Origin of the sequence: Kitasatospora sp. NPDC056446, assembly GCF_042796115.1 — a bacterium.
Classification (GTDB): Bacteria; Actinomycetota; Actinomycetes; order Streptomycetales; family Streptomycetaceae; genus Kitasatospora.
In genome coordinates, this window is record NZ_JBHTRF010000042.1 from 13,181 (window position 1) to 28,878 (window position 15,698).

Annotated in this window: 12 protein-coding genes; 7 read left to right on the forward strand and 5 right to left on the reverse strand. The window is 72.6% G+C overall.

Features of this window, described 5'->3' with window-relative positions; all coding sequences use genetic code 11:
* Positions 1-28: 28 nt before the first annotated feature.
* The 3 genes from ACFQ6N_RS24680 to ACFQ6N_RS24690 form a co-directional block, all read right to left on the reverse strand.
* On the reverse strand, positions 29-2,206 hold the full coding sequence (locus ACFQ6N_RS24680) for a dipeptide ABC transporter ATP-binding protein (RefSeq protein ID WP_380652885.1): 2,178 nt from the start codon (positions 2,204-2,206) through the stop codon (positions 29-31).
* Entirely contained in the window at positions 2,203-3,108 is a 906-nt protein-coding gene (locus ACFQ6N_RS24685) for an ABC transporter permease (RefSeq protein ID WP_380653004.1), read from the reverse strand. Before ACFQ6N_RS24685 ends, ACFQ6N_RS24680 begins: the two co-directional genes overlap by 4 nt.
* A gap of 76 nt (positions 3,109-3,184) precedes the next feature.
* On the reverse strand, positions 3,185-4,168 hold the full coding sequence (locus tag ACFQ6N_RS24690) for an ABC transporter permease (protein ID WP_380652888.1): 984 nt from the start codon (positions 4,166-4,168) through the stop codon (positions 3,185-3,187).
* A 628-nt stretch (positions 4,169-4,796) separates the two neighbouring features.
* Between ACFQ6N_RS24690 and ACFQ6N_RS24695 the strand changes: the two genes are divergently transcribed.
* The gene (locus ACFQ6N_RS24695; protein WP_380652891.1) at positions 4,797-5,234 is read left to right on the forward strand and encodes a spore-associated protein A; all 438 of its coding nucleotides are present in this window, start codon (positions 4,797-4,799) and stop codon (positions 5,232-5,234) included.
* A gap of 141 nt (positions 5,235-5,375) precedes the next feature.
* On the opposite strand, the gene ACFQ6N_RS24700 is transcribed toward ACFQ6N_RS24695, so the two are convergent.
* Positions 5,376-6,386 carry a helix-turn-helix domain-containing protein gene (locus ACFQ6N_RS24700; protein WP_380652894.1) on the reverse strand — a complete coding sequence of 337 codons (1,011 nt, stop codon included), beginning with the start codon at positions 6,384-6,386 and terminating at the stop codon, positions 5,376-5,378.
* Positions 6,387-7,303: 917 nt separating this feature from the next.
* Entirely contained in the window at positions 7,304-7,774 is a 471-nt protein-coding gene (locus ACFQ6N_RS24705; protein WP_380652896.1) for a hypothetical protein, read from the reverse strand.
* An 841-nt stretch (positions 7,775-8,615) separates the two neighbouring features.
* On the opposite strand from ACFQ6N_RS24705, the gene ACFQ6N_RS24710 reads away from it, so the two are divergent.
* From ACFQ6N_RS24710 to ACFQ6N_RS24735, 6 genes are all read left to right on the forward strand, one after another.
* Positions 8,616-9,815: an argininosuccinate synthase-related protein gene (locus ACFQ6N_RS24710; RefSeq protein ID WP_380652899.1), complete on the forward strand. Its 1,200-nt coding sequence runs from the start codon at positions 8,616-8,618 to the stop codon at positions 9,813-9,815.
* A gap of 29 nt (positions 9,816-9,844) precedes the next feature.
* The gene (locus tag ACFQ6N_RS24715) at positions 9,845-10,639 is read left to right on the forward strand and encodes a 2OG-Fe dioxygenase family protein (protein ID WP_380652902.1); all 795 of its coding nucleotides are present in this window, start codon (positions 9,845-9,847) and stop codon (positions 10,637-10,639) included.
* Positions 10,640-10,809: 170 nt separating this feature from the next.
* Positions 10,810-11,772 carry a DMT family transporter gene (locus ACFQ6N_RS24720; protein ID WP_380652905.1) on the forward strand — a complete coding sequence of 321 codons (963 nt, stop codon included), beginning with the start codon at positions 10,810-10,812 and terminating at the stop codon, positions 11,770-11,772.
* 176 nt (positions 11,773-11,948) lie between these two features.
* Positions 11,949-13,484: a peptidoglycan-binding protein gene (locus ACFQ6N_RS24725; RefSeq protein WP_380652908.1), complete on the forward strand. Its 1,536-nt coding sequence runs from the start codon at positions 11,949-11,951 to the stop codon at positions 13,482-13,484.
* Positions 13,485-13,516: 32 nt separating this feature from the next.
* Positions 13,517-14,368, forward strand: coding sequence for an ABC transporter ATP-binding protein (locus tag ACFQ6N_RS24730; RefSeq protein WP_380652911.1), 852 nt, complete (start codon positions 13,517-13,519; stop codon positions 14,366-14,368).
* Positions 14,365-15,594, forward strand: a complete 1,230-nt coding sequence (locus ACFQ6N_RS24735) for an ABC transporter permease (RefSeq protein WP_380652914.1) — start codon at positions 14,365-14,367, stop codon at positions 15,592-15,594. The genes ACFQ6N_RS24730 and ACFQ6N_RS24735 overlap by 4 nt, the downstream gene beginning before the upstream one ends.
* Positions 15,595-15,698 lie beyond the last annotated feature (104 nt).

A 15,698-nucleotide genomic window follows, 5' to 3' on the forward strand; every position in this document is an offset into this window, starting at 1 on the left:
GGTGGGGCGGGGTGTCGCGGCGCGGGTGTCAGACCGCGTGGCAGGCGTACTGGTGGTCGGAGCCCTCCGGGGCGCCGACGGTGGCCGGGCGTTCGGTGCGGCAGCGCGTCCGTACGCTCTCGTCGGCCTCCTGGTAGAGCGGGCAGCGGTCGACGAACACGCAGCCCGCCGGCAGCCGGGCGGCGCTGGGCTGCTCGCCCGCGAGGACGATGCGCTCGCGGTGGCGCTCGCGTTCCGGGTCGGGGATCGGGATCGCCGACAGCAGGGCCTTCGTGTACGGGTGCCGGGGCCGGGCGAAGATCTCCTCGGTGGCGCCGGACTCGACGATGTGTCCGAGGTACATCACCGCGATGCGGTCGGAGAAGTGGCGTACCACGGCCAGGTCGTGCGCCACCACGAGGTAGGCCAGGCCGAGTTCGCGCTTCAGCCGGACGAGCAGGTTGATGATCTCGGCCTGCACGGAGACGTCCAGGGCGGACAGCGGCTCGTCCAGGACCAGCAGCCTCGGCTCGCGGGCCAGGGCGCGGGCGACGCCGACGCGCTGGCGCTGGCCGCCGGACAGCGCGGCGGGGAAGCGGTCGCCCATGGCGCGGTCCAGGCCCACCAGGTCCAGGAGCCGGGTGACCCGGGACCGGATGGCCGTCCGGTCGGCGCCGGCGGCCTGGAGGGGTTCGGCCAGCAGGTCGAAGACGGTCAGCCGGGGGTCCAGGGCGTCCGTCGGATCCTGGAGGACGATCTGGACGTCGCGCCGCAGCTCACGTACCTCGGCGGCCGACCGCAGCGTGGCGACGTCGGTGCCGGCCACTTCGATGCGTCCGCCCTCGGGGGCGCGCAGCCGCAGCACCTCGCGCAGCGTGGTGGTCTTGCCGCTGCCGGACTCGCCCACCAGGCCCAGGGTTTCGCCCGCGCGCAGTTCGAAGCTGACGTGGTTGACCGCGTGCAGGGTGCCCACCCGGCGCTTGAGCAGGGCCCCCTTGGTGACGGGGAACGTCTTGACCAGGTCCTCGACGCGCAGGACCACGTCGCCGACGGTCCGCTCGCCGGAGCCGGACGGTGACACGGAGCCGTCCGGTGGCACGGGGGCGGCCTCCCCGGTCGGGTCGAGGCTTCCGTCGGCGATCTCCTGCGCGCGGTGGCAGGCGACCCGGCCGCCCTGCCCGGCCGGTGCGGTCGGGTGCGGTTCCGTCAGGTCCGGTGCGGCCGAGCCCGGCGCGGCCAGGTCCGGTTCGGTGGTCCGGCACACGTCCAGGGCGACCGTGCAGCGGGGTGCGAAGGGGCAGCCGCCGGGCAGGCCGACCAGGGACGGAGGCTCCCCGCCGACCGGGACCAGCGGCCGTCGGACACCGCTGTCCGCGGTCGGGATGCTAGCCAGGAGGCGGGCGGTGTAGGGCATCGTGGGACGGCGGAAGAGCTCGTCGACGCCGGCGTGCTCGACGATCCGTCCGGCGTACATGACGGCGACGTCGTCGGCGTGGCCGGCCACCACGCCCAGGTCGTGGGTGATCAGGACGAGACCGGCGCCGGTCTCGCGCTGGGCCAGGCGGAGCACGTCGAGGATCTGGGCCTGGACGGTGACGTCGAGCGCCGTGGTGGGCTCGTCGGCGACGAGCACCGAGGGCTTGTTGGCGATGGCCAGGGCGATGACGACGCGTTGGCGCATGCCGCCGGAGAACTCGTGCGGGAACGATTTGGCGCGTTCGCGCGGGTCGGGGATGCCGACCAGGTCGAGCAGTTCGACCGCCTGCTCCCAGGCGTCCTTCTTGGACAGCTCCCGGTGCACGCGCAGGGCCTCGGAGAGCAGCCGGCCGACGCTGAAGATGGGTGTGAGCGCGGACATCGGGTCCTGGAAGACCATGCCGATGTCCTTGCCGCGCACCCGGGACAGCTCCTTGTCGTCCAGGGCGGCCAGGTCGCGGCCGCCCAGCAGGATCCGGCCGCCGAGCCGCGCGGTGGGCGGCAGCAGGCCCATGACGGCGAGGGCGGTGGCGGACTTTCCGGAGCCGGACTCGCCGACGATGCCCAGGGTGCGCCCGGGCAGCAGGTCGAAGTCGACGCCGCGTACGGCCTCCACCGGTCCGGCCTCGGAGGGGAAGGAGACGCGCAGGCCGCGTACGGACAGGACGGGTGCGGGCCCGGTGGGGCCGGCCGTGGACGTGGTTGCGGGTTCGGCCGTGGGCCCGGTGCGGCGGGCGGGTGCGAGGGTCATCGTCGGCCTCCTGCCGTGCCGGTGCTGGACGTGGGGTCGAGGGCGTCGCGCAGACCGTCGCCGACGAAGGTCATCGAGACGGTGAGCAGTACGGTCAGCCCGGCGGGGAAGGCGAAGAGCCAGGGGGCGCTGGTGATGGCGCCCGCGCCGTCGGCGAGCAGCGTGCCCAGCGACACGTCGGGGGTCTGGACGCCGAAGCCGAGGAAGGACAGGGCGGTCTCGCTGAGCACGGTGGAGACCACGCCCAGGGTGAGGTTGACGATGAGCAGGGAGCCCAGGTTGGGGATGATGTGGCGCACCACGATGCGCAGGGGGCGCACGCCCATGAACTCCGCGGCCAGCACGTAGTCGCGCTCGCGCAGGGACGTCGACACCGACCAGACCACGCGGGCCGTGGACATCCAGCCGAACACCGTCAGGACGAGGATCAGGACCCTCCAGTCGCCCGCCAGCCGGTGCGACACCAGGGCGAGGATGAGGAAGGAGGGCACGATCAGCAGGAAGTGGATGAGGGCGAGGGTGGCCTTCTCCACCCGGCCCCCGAAGTAGGCGGCGCCCGCGCCCACGACCGCGGCGAGGGTGACGGTCAGCAGGGACACGGTCACCGCGATCACCAGCGAGCGCTGGAGGCCGTGCACGGCGGCGGCGTAGACGTCGTTGCCGCCCTGGTTGGTGCCGAACCAGTGCTCGGCGCCGGGGGCCTGGGTCAGGGCCGAGAAGTCGGCGTCCGCGTAGCCGTACGGGGTGAACAGGTCGCCGAGCGCGCTGAACAGCACGAGCAGCAGGAAGATCACCACACCGGCGACGGCGATCCGGTTGCGCAGGAAGCGCCGCAGGTAGAGACGGCGCCGGCCCAGGTAGTGCCCGTCGTGCTCGGCGGGCGGCGGAATGGTGGCCAGCAGGGGATCGGCGGCCGGCCCGGGTACGGGTGCCAGGACGCCTTCGGAGGCTGCGTCGGGACTCACAGGGGTGCCCATGTCAGCTCACCCGCACTCTCGGGTCGAGGAGAACGGTGGCGATGTCCGCGAGGATCGCGCCGATCGCGGTCAGGGCGGCGGCGAAGGCGGCGGTCGCCACGGTGCCGTGCACGTCGTTCTTGGTGATGGTCTGGATGAAGTACTGGCCCATGCCGTTCCAGCCGAAGATCGTCTCCGTGAGGACAGCGCCGGTGAAGACGGCCGGGATGCTGAAGGCCACGGACTGGGCGGTGGGGATCAGGGCGGTGCGCAGGGCGTGCCGGCGGATCGCCTGGGCGCGGGTGAGCCCGGTGGCCCGGGCGGTGCGCACGAAGTCGGAGCCGATGACGTCCAGCAGCAGGGAGCGCTGGGTGAGGTGGTAGCCCACGTACCCCGTCAGGGTGAGCGTCAGCGTCGGCAGGACCAGGTGCAGCAGCCGGTCGCCGATCGTCGCCCAGAACCCTTCCACGCCGGGCGAGTTCTCCCCCGCGACGTACAGGAAGTGCCAACCCGCCTGTTCGTTCAGCCGGATGGCCAGCAGGACCACGGCGAGGGCGGCGATGGACACCGGGACGTTGAACAGCGCCATGGACAGTGCCTGGGCGGCCCGGTCCCGCCAGCCGTACTGGCGCGAGGCGGTGTGGACCGCGAGCGCGACACCGACGACGACGGACAGGACCGTCGCACCGATCACCAGTTCGGCGCTGACCAGGGAGCGGTAGCCGATCTCCCCGTTGACCTGGACCCCGACGGGGGAGCGGCCCCAGTCGAAGTGCAGGACCACCCCGGTCAGCCAGTCCCACCAGCGGTGGAGCAGCGGTTCGTGCGGGTCGAGGTTGTAGGGCGCCAGGGCCCGGGAGATCTGTTCCTCGGTGCGGACCGGGCGCAGCTCCTTGAAGTTCGACCGCGGGTCGAGGAACCAACTGGCGAGGAAGTAGGTGGCGTTGGTGGCCACGGCGATCACCAGGAGCCAGCCGGTCGCCCTGCGTGTCACATACCGGAGCACGGACGGTACCTCCCCACCGGATGCGGCGGATGTGGCGGATGTGGTGGACGCAGCGGCTGGGGCTGTGGCTGCGGCTGGGGTTGGGGAACGCCGGGTCTGGAGGGGCTGGGCATGCGGGTGGAACTTCCTCGGTCCAAGGGGTGGTCGCACGACGGTGCAGAGCCAGTTTGTGTGCGAGTGACACGCCGCACCAGGGGTCGGGGCATGTGGACACGAAGACGAAACGCCCCCGCAGCAAGGGGAGGTGTCCGCGTCACATTCCCGACGTATTCGCAGGTGGGAGGGGTCGCGGCAGTCGACCGCCCGGCCGGGCGTACCCTCGCCGGTGCCGTCGATTCCGGGTCGGACGGCTCCGGCGGGTGGCACGGTTCCCCGCGATAGGCCTGGTGCGCTCGCGGACCGGCCCGGAGCGCCCGTGCACGCCTGGCCAAGTTCTCCGCAAGGACAGCACAGTCGGCGCGGCCCGGCAGACCTAGAGTCATGGCACGGCGAAGCCCGATCGACGCGGCGAGACGACAGGGGCGAATCCTCCCTGGTCAGCCACCGGACGACGGGCCTGTCGGTCACCGACCCGTGACCGGCCCTCAGATGGTCCGCACCACCCGACTCCTCCCAGGAAGGCACCACTATGCGTATCCGCAAGGTGATAGCCGCTCTCTCCGTCACGGCCCTCGCGTCGCTCGGCACCGTCGCGGCCGCCCCGGCTGCCCAGGCTGCCCAGCCCGGCCAGACCGCCCTGACCGGCGGCTACGGCTGCTCGGGCTCCCACGTGTGGTCCGGGGACGTGGGCGGCGCGGGGACGGTCCACACCTACTACGACGGCTCCACCAACTGCTCGGTCTTCGTCAAGGACACCTACGCGGGCGTCAGGACGTACACCGACATCTACGTCCAGAAGACCGGCGACTCCGGGTGGATCGACGGCGGCGGGGGCTACTACACCACCTACGCCGGGCCGGTCAGCATCTACGCCCCCGGCGCGTGCATCCGGGAGTGGGTCATCGAGAACGACCCCAACGGCAACAACATCGTCTACGGGCCCACTCCCTGGCACTCCTGCAGCTGACACCGTTCGGCAGCCCCCGCCGGCCCGGCCGGGATCCGGCCGGCCGGCGGGGGCATCGGACAGGCAGCCACCGTTGAGAGGGCGGGGGGTGGTCCCGGCGGGGTGCCTCGGCACCATGGCCGCCCCCTGCCCACGTCCCGATCACCTCCCGGGCCGGTCACCCGTCCGGTCACCTGTCCGGTCACCCGCCCGGTCGCAGGTGCGGTCGAGGTCGCGCCAGGCGCGCGGGGAGAGGCCGTACGCCTGTTTGAAGGCCCTGCTGAAGTGGGTCGCGTCCACGAAGCCCCAGCTGTGCCCGATCGCGGCGATCGACCGGTACCGCGCCCTCGGTCCGGCCAGTTCCCGCCGGCACTCCTCCAGACGGTTCGAGCGGATCCAGTCGCCCGGGGTGACCCCTGACCGGGCCAGCAGGGTGTAGAGGTGCCGAACCGAGACGCCGTGCGCGGAGGCGATCCGCGCCGCCGACAGGTCGCGGTCGCGCAGGTGCGCCCGCATGTACCGGAGGATCCGGAGGCTGAGCGTCGCCTCCGCCGATTCGCGGGCCAGGGGCGAGTCACCGAGCCGGGAGGTGACAGCCGCGCGGATCAGATCGAGGCTGGGGTCCGTGACCGCCTGGGCGTACCGGTCCTGGTGGAGCCCCTCGGTGGCGGCCAGTTGCGAGAAGTAGGCGTAGGCGAGGGCGGCGACGGGGCTGTCGGCGCGGAACGTGACGGCGGTCGTCTCCCTCAGCAGGCGTTCGGGCAGCGCGAGCGCGGCGCGCGGGAAGCGCAGGAAGTGGTGGTCGACACCGCCGTCGAAGCCGAGGGTGTACGGCACGGACGTGTCGTAGAGGGCGAACTCCCCCGGTCCCAGTACGGCTTGGCGATCGTTCTGTGCCACCACGCTGGTACCCGTCACCTGGAGGCCCAGGAAGACCTCCGGCTCGGTGTCCTCCCGCGCCAGCCGCTGTGTCCGCCGTATCGTCAGGCCGGTCGCCCGCCCCGAGCAGACGCCGATGCAGCCGACCGTGTTCAGCCTGACCTGGACCGAGATGTCCTCCGGCGCCGGATGGTGGTCGATCTCGATGCGTACGACGGACTCCCAGACCGCGGACCGGACCGCCTCCTCCCGGTCACCCGGCGGGAAGGCCGCCGTGTCCAGGGTCGCGCTCACGGAGCGGAACCACCCGGCTGCCGCACGGGCGCGGCACCGAGAACCGCAGGGGATGGACAGGGCGGCTCAAGACGGCCGGCCCGGTGCTGTCTCCGCACTGAGTGTCCTCCCCCCGAAGGCCAATTCCGTGCCCAGGATGGCAGGGCCGGTCGCGGCACGCAACGGGTTCCGACACGGCCGCTTTCCCAGCGGGCGTGAGCGGTCGGGCGGTCGCGGACGGGAGCGGTTGCGCAGAAGTCCTTGGTCGATGCTGCTGTCAACTCCGAATAGTTCCAGTGATGTTGAGAGGAACTGAGAGTTCCGGACGGGTCCGCCGGTCCGGGCTTGGCTACGAGGTTCTCGGGAACTCGTGGGAGCACCTCCATGGTCATGTCCACCCGTGCTACGCGTGGGAGGCGGCGCTCTTTCTCCGCGGCCCGGTGTGGCTTTACGGAGATGAGCGGACTGTGCCCGAAAACCGGTTGGGCCCGCAGCACGAAGGTCTGCGGGGGGAGATCGCCCGTGCTCTGGCCGGCATTCTCTCCGAGGCTGATGGGCAGGCATAGCCCCCCCGGGGTCGGCCGTCGGTCCTCGGCCGTGCGAGCCGAAACGACAAGGCATTCCGGGTCGGCGACCATGGCGTCTTGGCGCGTCCCGCCGCGGATACTCCCTGCCTTCCCGGGGGGGCTCCCCACCCTCCGCCGAGGGTGGGGGGTCCCGCGCGCCGTGCCCGACGGGGTCGGGCACGGCGGCTTCTGCCGGAACGGGGATTCGTGCCGGCGGGGATCACCGGGCACACTGGTCCGTGGCGGCCCGCCGGTTGCGTCGGCGGGCCGCTGCGGAGCTGTCAGTGCTGCCGGTCGGGAGCTGTCGGCCGGTTCGGTCCCGGGTGCCGTTCGCCGCGGAGGCGGCTCACGGGCCGGTCAGGCCGGCGGCGGTCAGATCCAGTGCTGGTAGACGTTGCCGTCCTGCGGCGGGTTGGTGTAGACGCTGCCGGAGTTGTTGGCGTCCAGCGCGTAGTTGGTTTGGGCGCTGACCAGCATCCAGCCGTTGGTGGTGGAGTTCTCCCACCAGTGCTGCCAGTTGTTGCCGCTGGAGCAGGGGTTGAGGTACGCCTGCCCGTAGTTGCCGTCGAGGCAGTTGCCGGGGTGGTTGATGTTGCTCTGCAGCCAGGCGCCGTCGCCCTGCTGGATGTCGTTCCAGGTGACGCCGTCGGTGTAGTTGCCGCCCATGCCGCTGCTCCAGTAGCACTGCGTGGTGTGCAGGCCGCTGGTGACGCTCAGGCAGTAGCTGGTCTGGCTCTTGTGGGTCCAGGTGACCGTGCCCGCGAAGGCGGTCCCGGAGAGGCCGATGACGGTGGCGAGTGCGACCAGGCCGGTCATCAGGGTGCGGCTGACTGTCTTGTTCACTGTGTTCCCTCGTTGGTCGGTCTGAGTTCGGTCGGTACGGACCCGCTGGTGCGTGTCCGTGGGCTGCCCGTTTCGGGCGTGCACGTCCGGCGCCCGGTCGGCGGTCCTCGCTGCGGCATGCGGAAGCTCCGGCATGACGGTGCGTCGTCGCGATTCGTCGTGTCGGTGGCGTGGCGTGGCGGAGTGAGGGGTGGGTCGATGGCGGGTGCGCGGGGTGCGGGGTGCCCCTGGCCGGCGCGGATGGGCCGGCGGAGTGCGCGATCGGCCGGATAAGGCCGTCCACGGGCGGTTGCGAGGACGCTGACGCGCCTGGTGGCCCACCTGCGGACGGGAAAAAAGCCCGGCCGCCTGCTGTCGAGCCCAGGGGGAACGCGGGGGAGGACCCCGGAACGCCGCTGGTGATCAACGTGAGCGGCTAGAAGCTAACAGAGCGGGACGGCGGGACACCAGGGCTTCCGTCAATTGTCCGTTTTTACATGGTGCGACGTCTGTTGCCGTGAAGGTTCCGCAGTGACCCGATCGTGATGGACGTAACGGACTTTCTCGCGATATTTGGCGCGCGGGACGGGGTTCCGATCGCAGGGAATCCCGCATTCCGAGATACCGGGATCGGCTTTCGGCGTCCGTGTCGGTCCATCAAGTTCCGTGTGGACAACGAAAGTTGACGATGATTTCGCGGGTTCGACGGCCTCGGCGCGACGAGAAACCCCTTCCCCGGACGGGTTCGGGTGGATAGATTCTGCGGCGCTGGTGTGCGGCCCCGTGTCCGTCGACGAAGACGGGCACGCGATCTGAAGACGCACATTTCACGCGGAAGAACTTTTCCAGGGGGAAAAAATCCATGGCACCTCCTCTCATACGTTCATTCCGGCAGATCGAATCTCTGCTGGATCCTTCCCGGCCGGTCGTCACGCTGTTCAGCGGCGGTCTCGACAGCTCCTACCTGCTGCTTCGGCTCCGCGAACTCGGCCTGCGGGACGTCCACGCGGTGAGCGTCGACATCGGTGAGGACGAGTCGACGTCCTACAAGCGCGACGTGGCCGAGGCGCTGGGGGTGAAACTCCACGTCCTGGACCGCAGGCAGGAGTTCGCCGAGGAGTTCGTCCTCCCGGCGATCGCCGCGCAGGCCGTCTACCTGGGCGTCCACCCGGTGAGCTCCACGCTCAGCCGGCCGCTCATCGCGCGGGCCGCGCTGGAGGTGGCCGACGGCCTCGGCGCGCAGGCCGTCATCCACACGGCGAACCGCTCCCAGAACACCCTGCGCCGGCTGAACGGCGCACTCGGCCTGCTCGGCTACGACGGCCTGTACGGCAGTCCGTACGACCTCGACCCGATCGACCGCGAGGACAAGCACCGGGCGCTGCACGAAGCGGGCGTGGACCTCCTGCTGGGCCGCGCGGTCAGCGGGGACTCCAACCTGTGGTGCCGCGAGTTCGAGTCCGGGATCCTCGACGATCCCGAGGGCCACGTCGTCCCCGAGTCGCTCTACCGGTGGAGCGCCGTGCACTCCGACCGCGCACCGCGCATCGAGGTGGCCTTCGAAGCCGGCCGGCCGGTGTCGGTCGACGGCCGGCGGCTGCCGCTGACCGACCTGGTCGCGGAACTCAACCGGCGGGTCGGCGCCTTCGGCATCGGCCGGTACTCCGGGCTGGAGCACCTCGACCACGGCGAGAAGGTGCTGGAGATCCGGGAGATGCCGGCCGCGTGGCTGCTGCTGCGGTCCTACCGGCACGTCGAGACCGCGTGCCTCGGCGCGGACCTGCTCCTGGAGAAGATGCACCTGGAGCAGCTCTGGACCCGGGAGGCGCTCGAAGGCCGATGGTTCGGCGAACTGCGCCAGGCCGCCCAGCAGTTCATCGACTCGTGCGCCACCCAGACCACCGGGTCGGTGGTCTGGGAGCTGCGGGACGGCACCGCGGAGACCCGGGCCATCACCGCCCCCCGTCCGCGCTACCTGCGGGACCGCGAGGACTGGGAGAAGCAGGCCATCGCGCTGGAGAGCGCGGCCTACGGGCCGCTGCCCGAGCTCGTCGACGCCTGAGACCCGCCTGCGAAGGAACGGAACACCACATGTCTGTGAACACCTTCGGGAACACCGCCGGGAAGGCCTACGGGGACACTGCCGGGAAGGCCGTCGGGAGCACCGATCCCGTGGCGCGGCCGGCCGCGGCCGCCACGGTCGCCGCGCTGGCCGACACCGGCGGACACCTGCTGCCGTCGGCCGAACTGTCGGACCTGCTCGGGGTGGGCGAGGCCGACTGGTCGCGGTTCGCCGAGAACTGGGACGACCTCACCCTCGACCGGTTCATGGCCGACGGCGGGACGTACCGCTACCGGCGCTACGGCCAGTTCGACCTCACGGTCGACAGCGGCGAGCTGGTCGCGCTGCCGCACGAGCCCTACCGGCAGGAGAGCTACATCAATCCGCTGAACGGCGGAGTCCAACGCGAATTCGACCCGCTCACCGGGAAGTTCACCGAGGACGAGCTGCTGCGCGGCCTGCTGGTGCTGCTCGGGCGGCTGTTCAGCGCGGTCGACGGCACCGCCGTGTGGAACATCAAGCTGCACCCCTACCGGATCACCGCGGGCGAGGAGGTGGGGCACCCGGCCCCGGAGGGACGCCACCGTGACGGCGTCACGTTCATCACCTCGCTGCTGATCGGGCGCGACAACGTCGAGGGCGGGGAGAGCGCGGTGTACACCGACGCCGGCGAGCACCTGCTCACCACGACGCTGGCCCGGCCCGGCGACCTGCTGCTCGGCGACGACCGGCGGACGCTGCACTCGGTCACCCCGGTCCACCCGGTGGACCGGTCCGCCGCCGCGCACCGCGACGTCCTGGTGATCGCGTACACGGCGCGCTGACCCGGCCGCCGGCCGCTGACCCGACTGTCCGCCGCCGCCGTCCCCGGAGGCGGCGGGCAGTCGGCACACCACGGCCACACCACGGCCACACCATGGCCCCACCACAGCCCCACCCCGTCCCACCCCGCCCGACCCGGGCGGCAACCCCTCACTTCGCAGGAACGGATGACATGACCGGACAACTCCGCGGCCCACGTCAGTGGCTGGTCGACGTACTCGTGGTTCTCGTGGCCGTGGTGTGGGGGTCGAGCTACCTCGCGACGAAGGAGATCGCGACCGGCGAGGCGGTGGTCGCGCTGCTGGCGCTGCGCTTCCTGGCCGCCCTGCCGTTCCTGAGCTTCCAGGCGCTGGGGAAGCTGCGCCGGCTGTCGTGGCCCGAGGTGCGCGGGGGCGCCGTCCTCGGCGCGATCCTGTCCGTGGTCCTGCTGCTGGAGACGTACGGCGTGGTCTACACGTCGGCCACCAACGCGGGGCTGATCATCAGCCTCACGATGGTCTTCACGCCGCTGGCGGAGGCGGTCATCACCCGGACCCGGCCGAGCACGTCGTTCGTGGCGGCGGCGGGCACGTCGGTCGTCGGAGTGCTGCTGCTGACCCAGGGCGCGGGGCTCACCGTGCCGTCGCTCGGTGACCTGCTGATGCTGCTGGCGGCGGTGGTGCGCACGGCCCACGTGCTGGTGATGCACCGGATGCGGTCGGTCCGGGGTACGGACTCCGGGGTCCTGACGTTCGTCCAGCTCGCCACCGCGGTCGTCGTCTTCGGCGTCGCATCGCCCCTCGCCGGTCATGCGCCCTGGGCGCTGGCGGCGGGCTTCGGGGCGAAGCAGTGGCTGCTGCTGGTCCACCTGGCGGTGATGTGCACGCTGTTCGCGTTCCTGGTGCAGATGTGGGCGGTCCGGCGGACGTCGCCCTCGCACGTCAGCCTGCTGCTGGGGACGGAGCCGATGTGGGCGGCCGTGATCGGCGTCGTCTTCGGCGGGGACCGTCCGGGGGTGGCCGGCGGTGTGGGCGTGGTGCTGGTGCTGGCCGGGGTCACGTGGGGGCGCCGGGTGGCACCGGCCGCCGCCGAACCGCAGGAGGCGGGAGAGGCAGGGGCGGTGCGCGAGCCGGATCGGATGTTGCAGACGGGGTGACTGCGGGCGGGGTGACCGCAGACGGGGTGATTGCGGGCGGGGTGAGTGCGGGCGGGTGACTGCGGTCAGGGGTTACTGCCGGCGGGGCACCGCAGACCGGTCGGGCCGGAGGGTCGGCCCCTCCGGAGGCGAGGAGCGGAACAGGCGAGGAGCGGAACAGGCGTGAGGGAAGAGGCGTGAAGGAAGAACACGGGGGAGACGTGGGACAGGAGACCGGGACCACCGGTGCCGGGGGCGACGGCGAGCCGCCCGGGGAGCGGGCGGGGCGACCGCCGCGTGGGCGGCGCCGCGCCCTCGCCCTGGTGGCCGCGGGCGCGGTGGCGGTCACCTCGGGAGGACTGCTCGCGTCGCTGTGGATCAAGAGCCCCGCGCAGGCGGCCGCGGAGGCGAAGCCGCCGGCCCCCGACCTGCTGACCGCACAGGTCGACCGCCGGGTGGTCACCAGCACGGTCATCTGCCGAGGCACGGTGACGGCCGGTCAGAGCGTCGACGTGGCCCCGGTCGCGGGCGGCGCGGGCACGCGGGCCGTGGTGACCAGGCTGCCGCTGAAGGCCGGCGACGCCGTCGCGGCGGGGCAGCCGATCGTCGAGGTGTCCGGCCGACCGGTCTTCGCCCTGCCGGGGGAGCTGCCGGTGTACCGGGACCTCAAGCCCGGTTCGAAGGGCCAGGACGTCAGCCAGCTGCAGAGAGCGCTGCGCACGCTCGGATTCGGGACGCGCAACGATCCCGACGGAACGTTCGGCGCGGGCACCTCGGCCGCCGTCACCGCCTTCTACCAGCGCCAGGGCTACGACCCGTTGCCGGCCCTGGCGGACGCGGACGCCCAGGTGTCGGCCGCCAGGGACGCGGTCACAGCCGCGGACCAGGCGCTGACGGACGCCAAGGACGGACTCGCCTCCGCCCCGTCTTCCGGTACCGGCACCGGTACCGGTACCGCCCCGGGAGGCGGCGGCACCGCCGCGCCGGTCGACCCGGCGCACCAGGCGAACGGGCAGCGGCAGGTGGACCGCGCGGCCGAGAATGCGACCCGGCTGCGGAAGAAGCTGACCGATCTGCAGGCGCTGGTGGGCCCGCTGGTGCCGGCCGCCGAGCTGGTGTACCTGTCCGGCTTCCCGGCGCGGGTGGAGAGCGTCTCGGGTCGCGTCGGCGGGGAGGTGTCCGGCAAGGTCATGACCGTCTCGGCGGGGACCCTCCTGCTCCAGGGGACGCTCGGCGCGGCGGACCACGGCCTGGTGCACGCGGGCCAGAAGGTGGACATGCTGTCGGAGCTGACCGGCGAGCAGTACACCGGTGTGGTCGCGTCGGTGGCCGAGAGCCCGGGCGGCGGCGCACCGCAGGCAGGAGGTGCCGGGGCGTCCGGCACCCAGGCGGGCGCGGGCGGTGGTACGGGCGCGGGCACGGTGGCCGGCTACCAGGTGAGCGTGCTGCCGGACCGGCTGCTGGATCCCAGGTCCGCGGGCCAGAGCGTCCGGCTGACGGTCGTGGCCGCCTCGTCCGCCCAGCCGGTGCTGGTGGTGCCGGTGTCGGCGATCTCGGCGACCGCCGACGGCCGGACGGTCGTCACGGTGAGCGCGTCCGGCCAACGGCGTCAGGTCGAGGTGACGCCGGGAACGGTGGGGGGCGGCAGCGTGCAGGTCACCCCGGTGGCGGCCGGCGCGCTCAGCGAGGGCGAGCAGGTCATCGTCGGGGTCAAGGCGGTGGGCGGCCCGTGAGGACCGGCACCCGCACCGGCACCGCTACTGGCATGAGGACCGGCACCGGCACGAGCACCGGCACGTCGCCGCTCGGCCGGGGCGAGACGGTGGTGGAGTTCCGCCAGGTGGGGCTGACCTATCCCGGTCCGCCGCCGCACACCGCGCTCCGGCCCGCCGACCTGACGATCCGCCGGGGCGACTACGTGTCCGTCGTCGGCCCGTCGGGATCGGGGAAGTCCACCTTCCTGAACATCGTGGGGCTGCTCGACACGCCCACCACCGGGCGGTACCTGCTGGACGGCACGGACACCGTCGGACTGCCCGAAGCGGACCGGGCGGCACTGCGGGGGCGCAGCATCGGCTTCGTCTTCCAGTCCTTCCACCTGCTGCCGCACCGCTCGGCCGTGGAGAACGTCGCACTCGCCACGCTCTACACACCCGAATCGGCAGGCGCGTCGGACACACCGGTCGGACGCCGAGGCCGGGCCGCGGCCCGACGCGCGGAGGCCGCGCGCGCCCTGACGAAGGTCGGGCTGGGGGAGCGGCTCCACGCGCTGCCGAGCCGGCTGTCGGGAGGCGAGCGGCAACGGGTGGCGATCGCCCGCGCGCTGGTCGGCTCGCCGTCCCTGCTGCTGTGCGACGAGCCGACCGGCAACCTGGACTCCGCCACCGCCGCGTCGATCCTGCGGCTCCTCGAGGAACTGCACCGTGAGGGCCTGACGCTGCTGCTCATCACCCATGACCCGCAGGTCGCCGCCCGGGCGCGGCGCACCGTCACCGTCCGCGACGGCGTACTGAGCGCCGGCGCACCGAGCGACGACCCGCCGGGAGCCGACGTACCGGGCGACGACGTGCCGGGGCCCGGCGTGCCGAACGAGGAAGACCACGGGGTCCGGGCATGAGACGACGCCTCCGCGCGGTGCCGCGGTCCCGGCTCACCGTCCGCGACCTGCTGGCCGAATCGGCCGCGGGCGTGACCCAACGTCCGGCGCGCTCGGTCCTGACCGCCCTGGGAACCATCCTGGGCGTCGCCACCTTCGTGGCGATCCTCGGCCTCACCGCGACCACCAGCGCCCAGATCGACGACCGCTTCAACGCTCTGACGGCCACCGAGGTCACCGTCGAGGACGTGACCCCGGACCGGCCGGGACAGCCCGCCGTGGCCTTCCCGTCCGATGCCGACGCGCGCCTGACCCGGCTGCACGGCGTCCGGGCGGCCGGGGTGTACTGGCCTGTCGCCCTCGACGCCGGCGCGGTCCGCGCGGCCCCGGTCGGATCGCTCGACGGCGGTCCGCAGATCCAGGTGGTGGCGGCCTCCCCGGGTGCCCTGGCGGCGGCCGAACCGCACCTGGTCCAGGGAAGGACCTACGACCGGTGGGCCGAGGAGGGCACGCAGCGCGTCGCCGTCATCGGCTCGGGCATGGCGGCGCGGCTGGGCATCACCACCCTGGAGACCCGGCCCGCCGTGTTCATCGCCGGGACCCCATTCGTGGTGGTCGGCGTCATCGACGACGCCCGGCGCAAACCCGACCTGGTGCTGTCCGTCACCGTGCCACGCGGCACGGCCGCCCGGCTCTGGGGGAGCCCGACCGGTGAACGGGCGAAGATGCTCGTCACGACCGAGACCGGCGCGGCCCAGCAGGTCGCCGACGAGGCCCCGCTGGCACTCGACCCCGCCCACGCCGAGAACTTCAGGAGCGTCCCGCCGCCCGACCCCAAGGCCCTGCGCGCCGGCGTGACCTCCGACCTGGCACAGCTCTTCCTCCTCCTCGCGGGGATCTGCCTGGTCATCGGATCGGTCGGCATCGCCAACACCACACTGGTCGCGGTGCTGGAGCGGACCGCGGAGATCGGACTGCGCAGGGCCCTCGGTGCCAGAGGACGCCACATCACCGGTCAGTTCCTCGCGGAATCGGCCCTCCTGGGCCTCGTCGGCGGGCTGGTGGGGTCCTCACTGGGTGTGCTCACCGTCCTCGGTGTCGCGCTCGCCCGGGGCTGGACCCCCGTCATCGATCCCGCGACGGTCGTCGCGGCCCCCGCCGTCGGGCTGGCGACCGGCCTGCTCGCCGGCCTCTACCCCGCCTGGCGCGCCGCCCGCATCCAGCCGGCGGAAGCGCTGCGCCGGTAGCCCTGTCCGGCCGGGGCATCACGTTCGCCGGCCCGCCGACAGCGCCGCTGTCCCCTGACACGCACCACGTCGCGCGCGTCACGTCACGCACACACCACGTCGCG

Coding starts and splice junctions, on each gene's coding strand:
- ACFQ6N_RS24680 (WP_380652885.1), bottom strand. CDS start 2,206: ATGACCCTCGCACCCGCCCGCCGCACCGGGCCCACGGCCGAACCCGCA.
- ACFQ6N_RS24695 (WP_380652891.1), top strand. CDS start 4,797: ATGCGTATCCGCAAGGTGATAGCCGCTCTCTCCGTCACGGCCCTCGCG.
- ACFQ6N_RS24710 (WP_380652899.1), top strand. CDS start 8,616: ATGGCACCTCCTCTCATACGTTCATTCCGGCAGATCGAATCTCTGCTG.
- ACFQ6N_RS24715 (WP_380652902.1), top strand. CDS start 9,845: ATGTCTGTGAACACCTTCGGGAACACCGCCGGGAAGGCCTACGGGGAC.
- ACFQ6N_RS24720 (WP_380652905.1), top strand. CDS start 10,810: ATGACCGGACAACTCCGCGGCCCACGTCAGTGGCTGGTCGACGTACTC.
- ACFQ6N_RS24730 (WP_380652911.1), top strand. CDS start 13,517: ATGAGGACCGGCACCGGCACGAGCACCGGCACGTCGCCGCTCGGCCGG.
- ACFQ6N_RS24735 (WP_380652914.1), top strand. CDS start 14,365: ATGAGACGACGCCTCCGCGCGGTGCCGCGGTCCCGGCTCACCGTCCGC.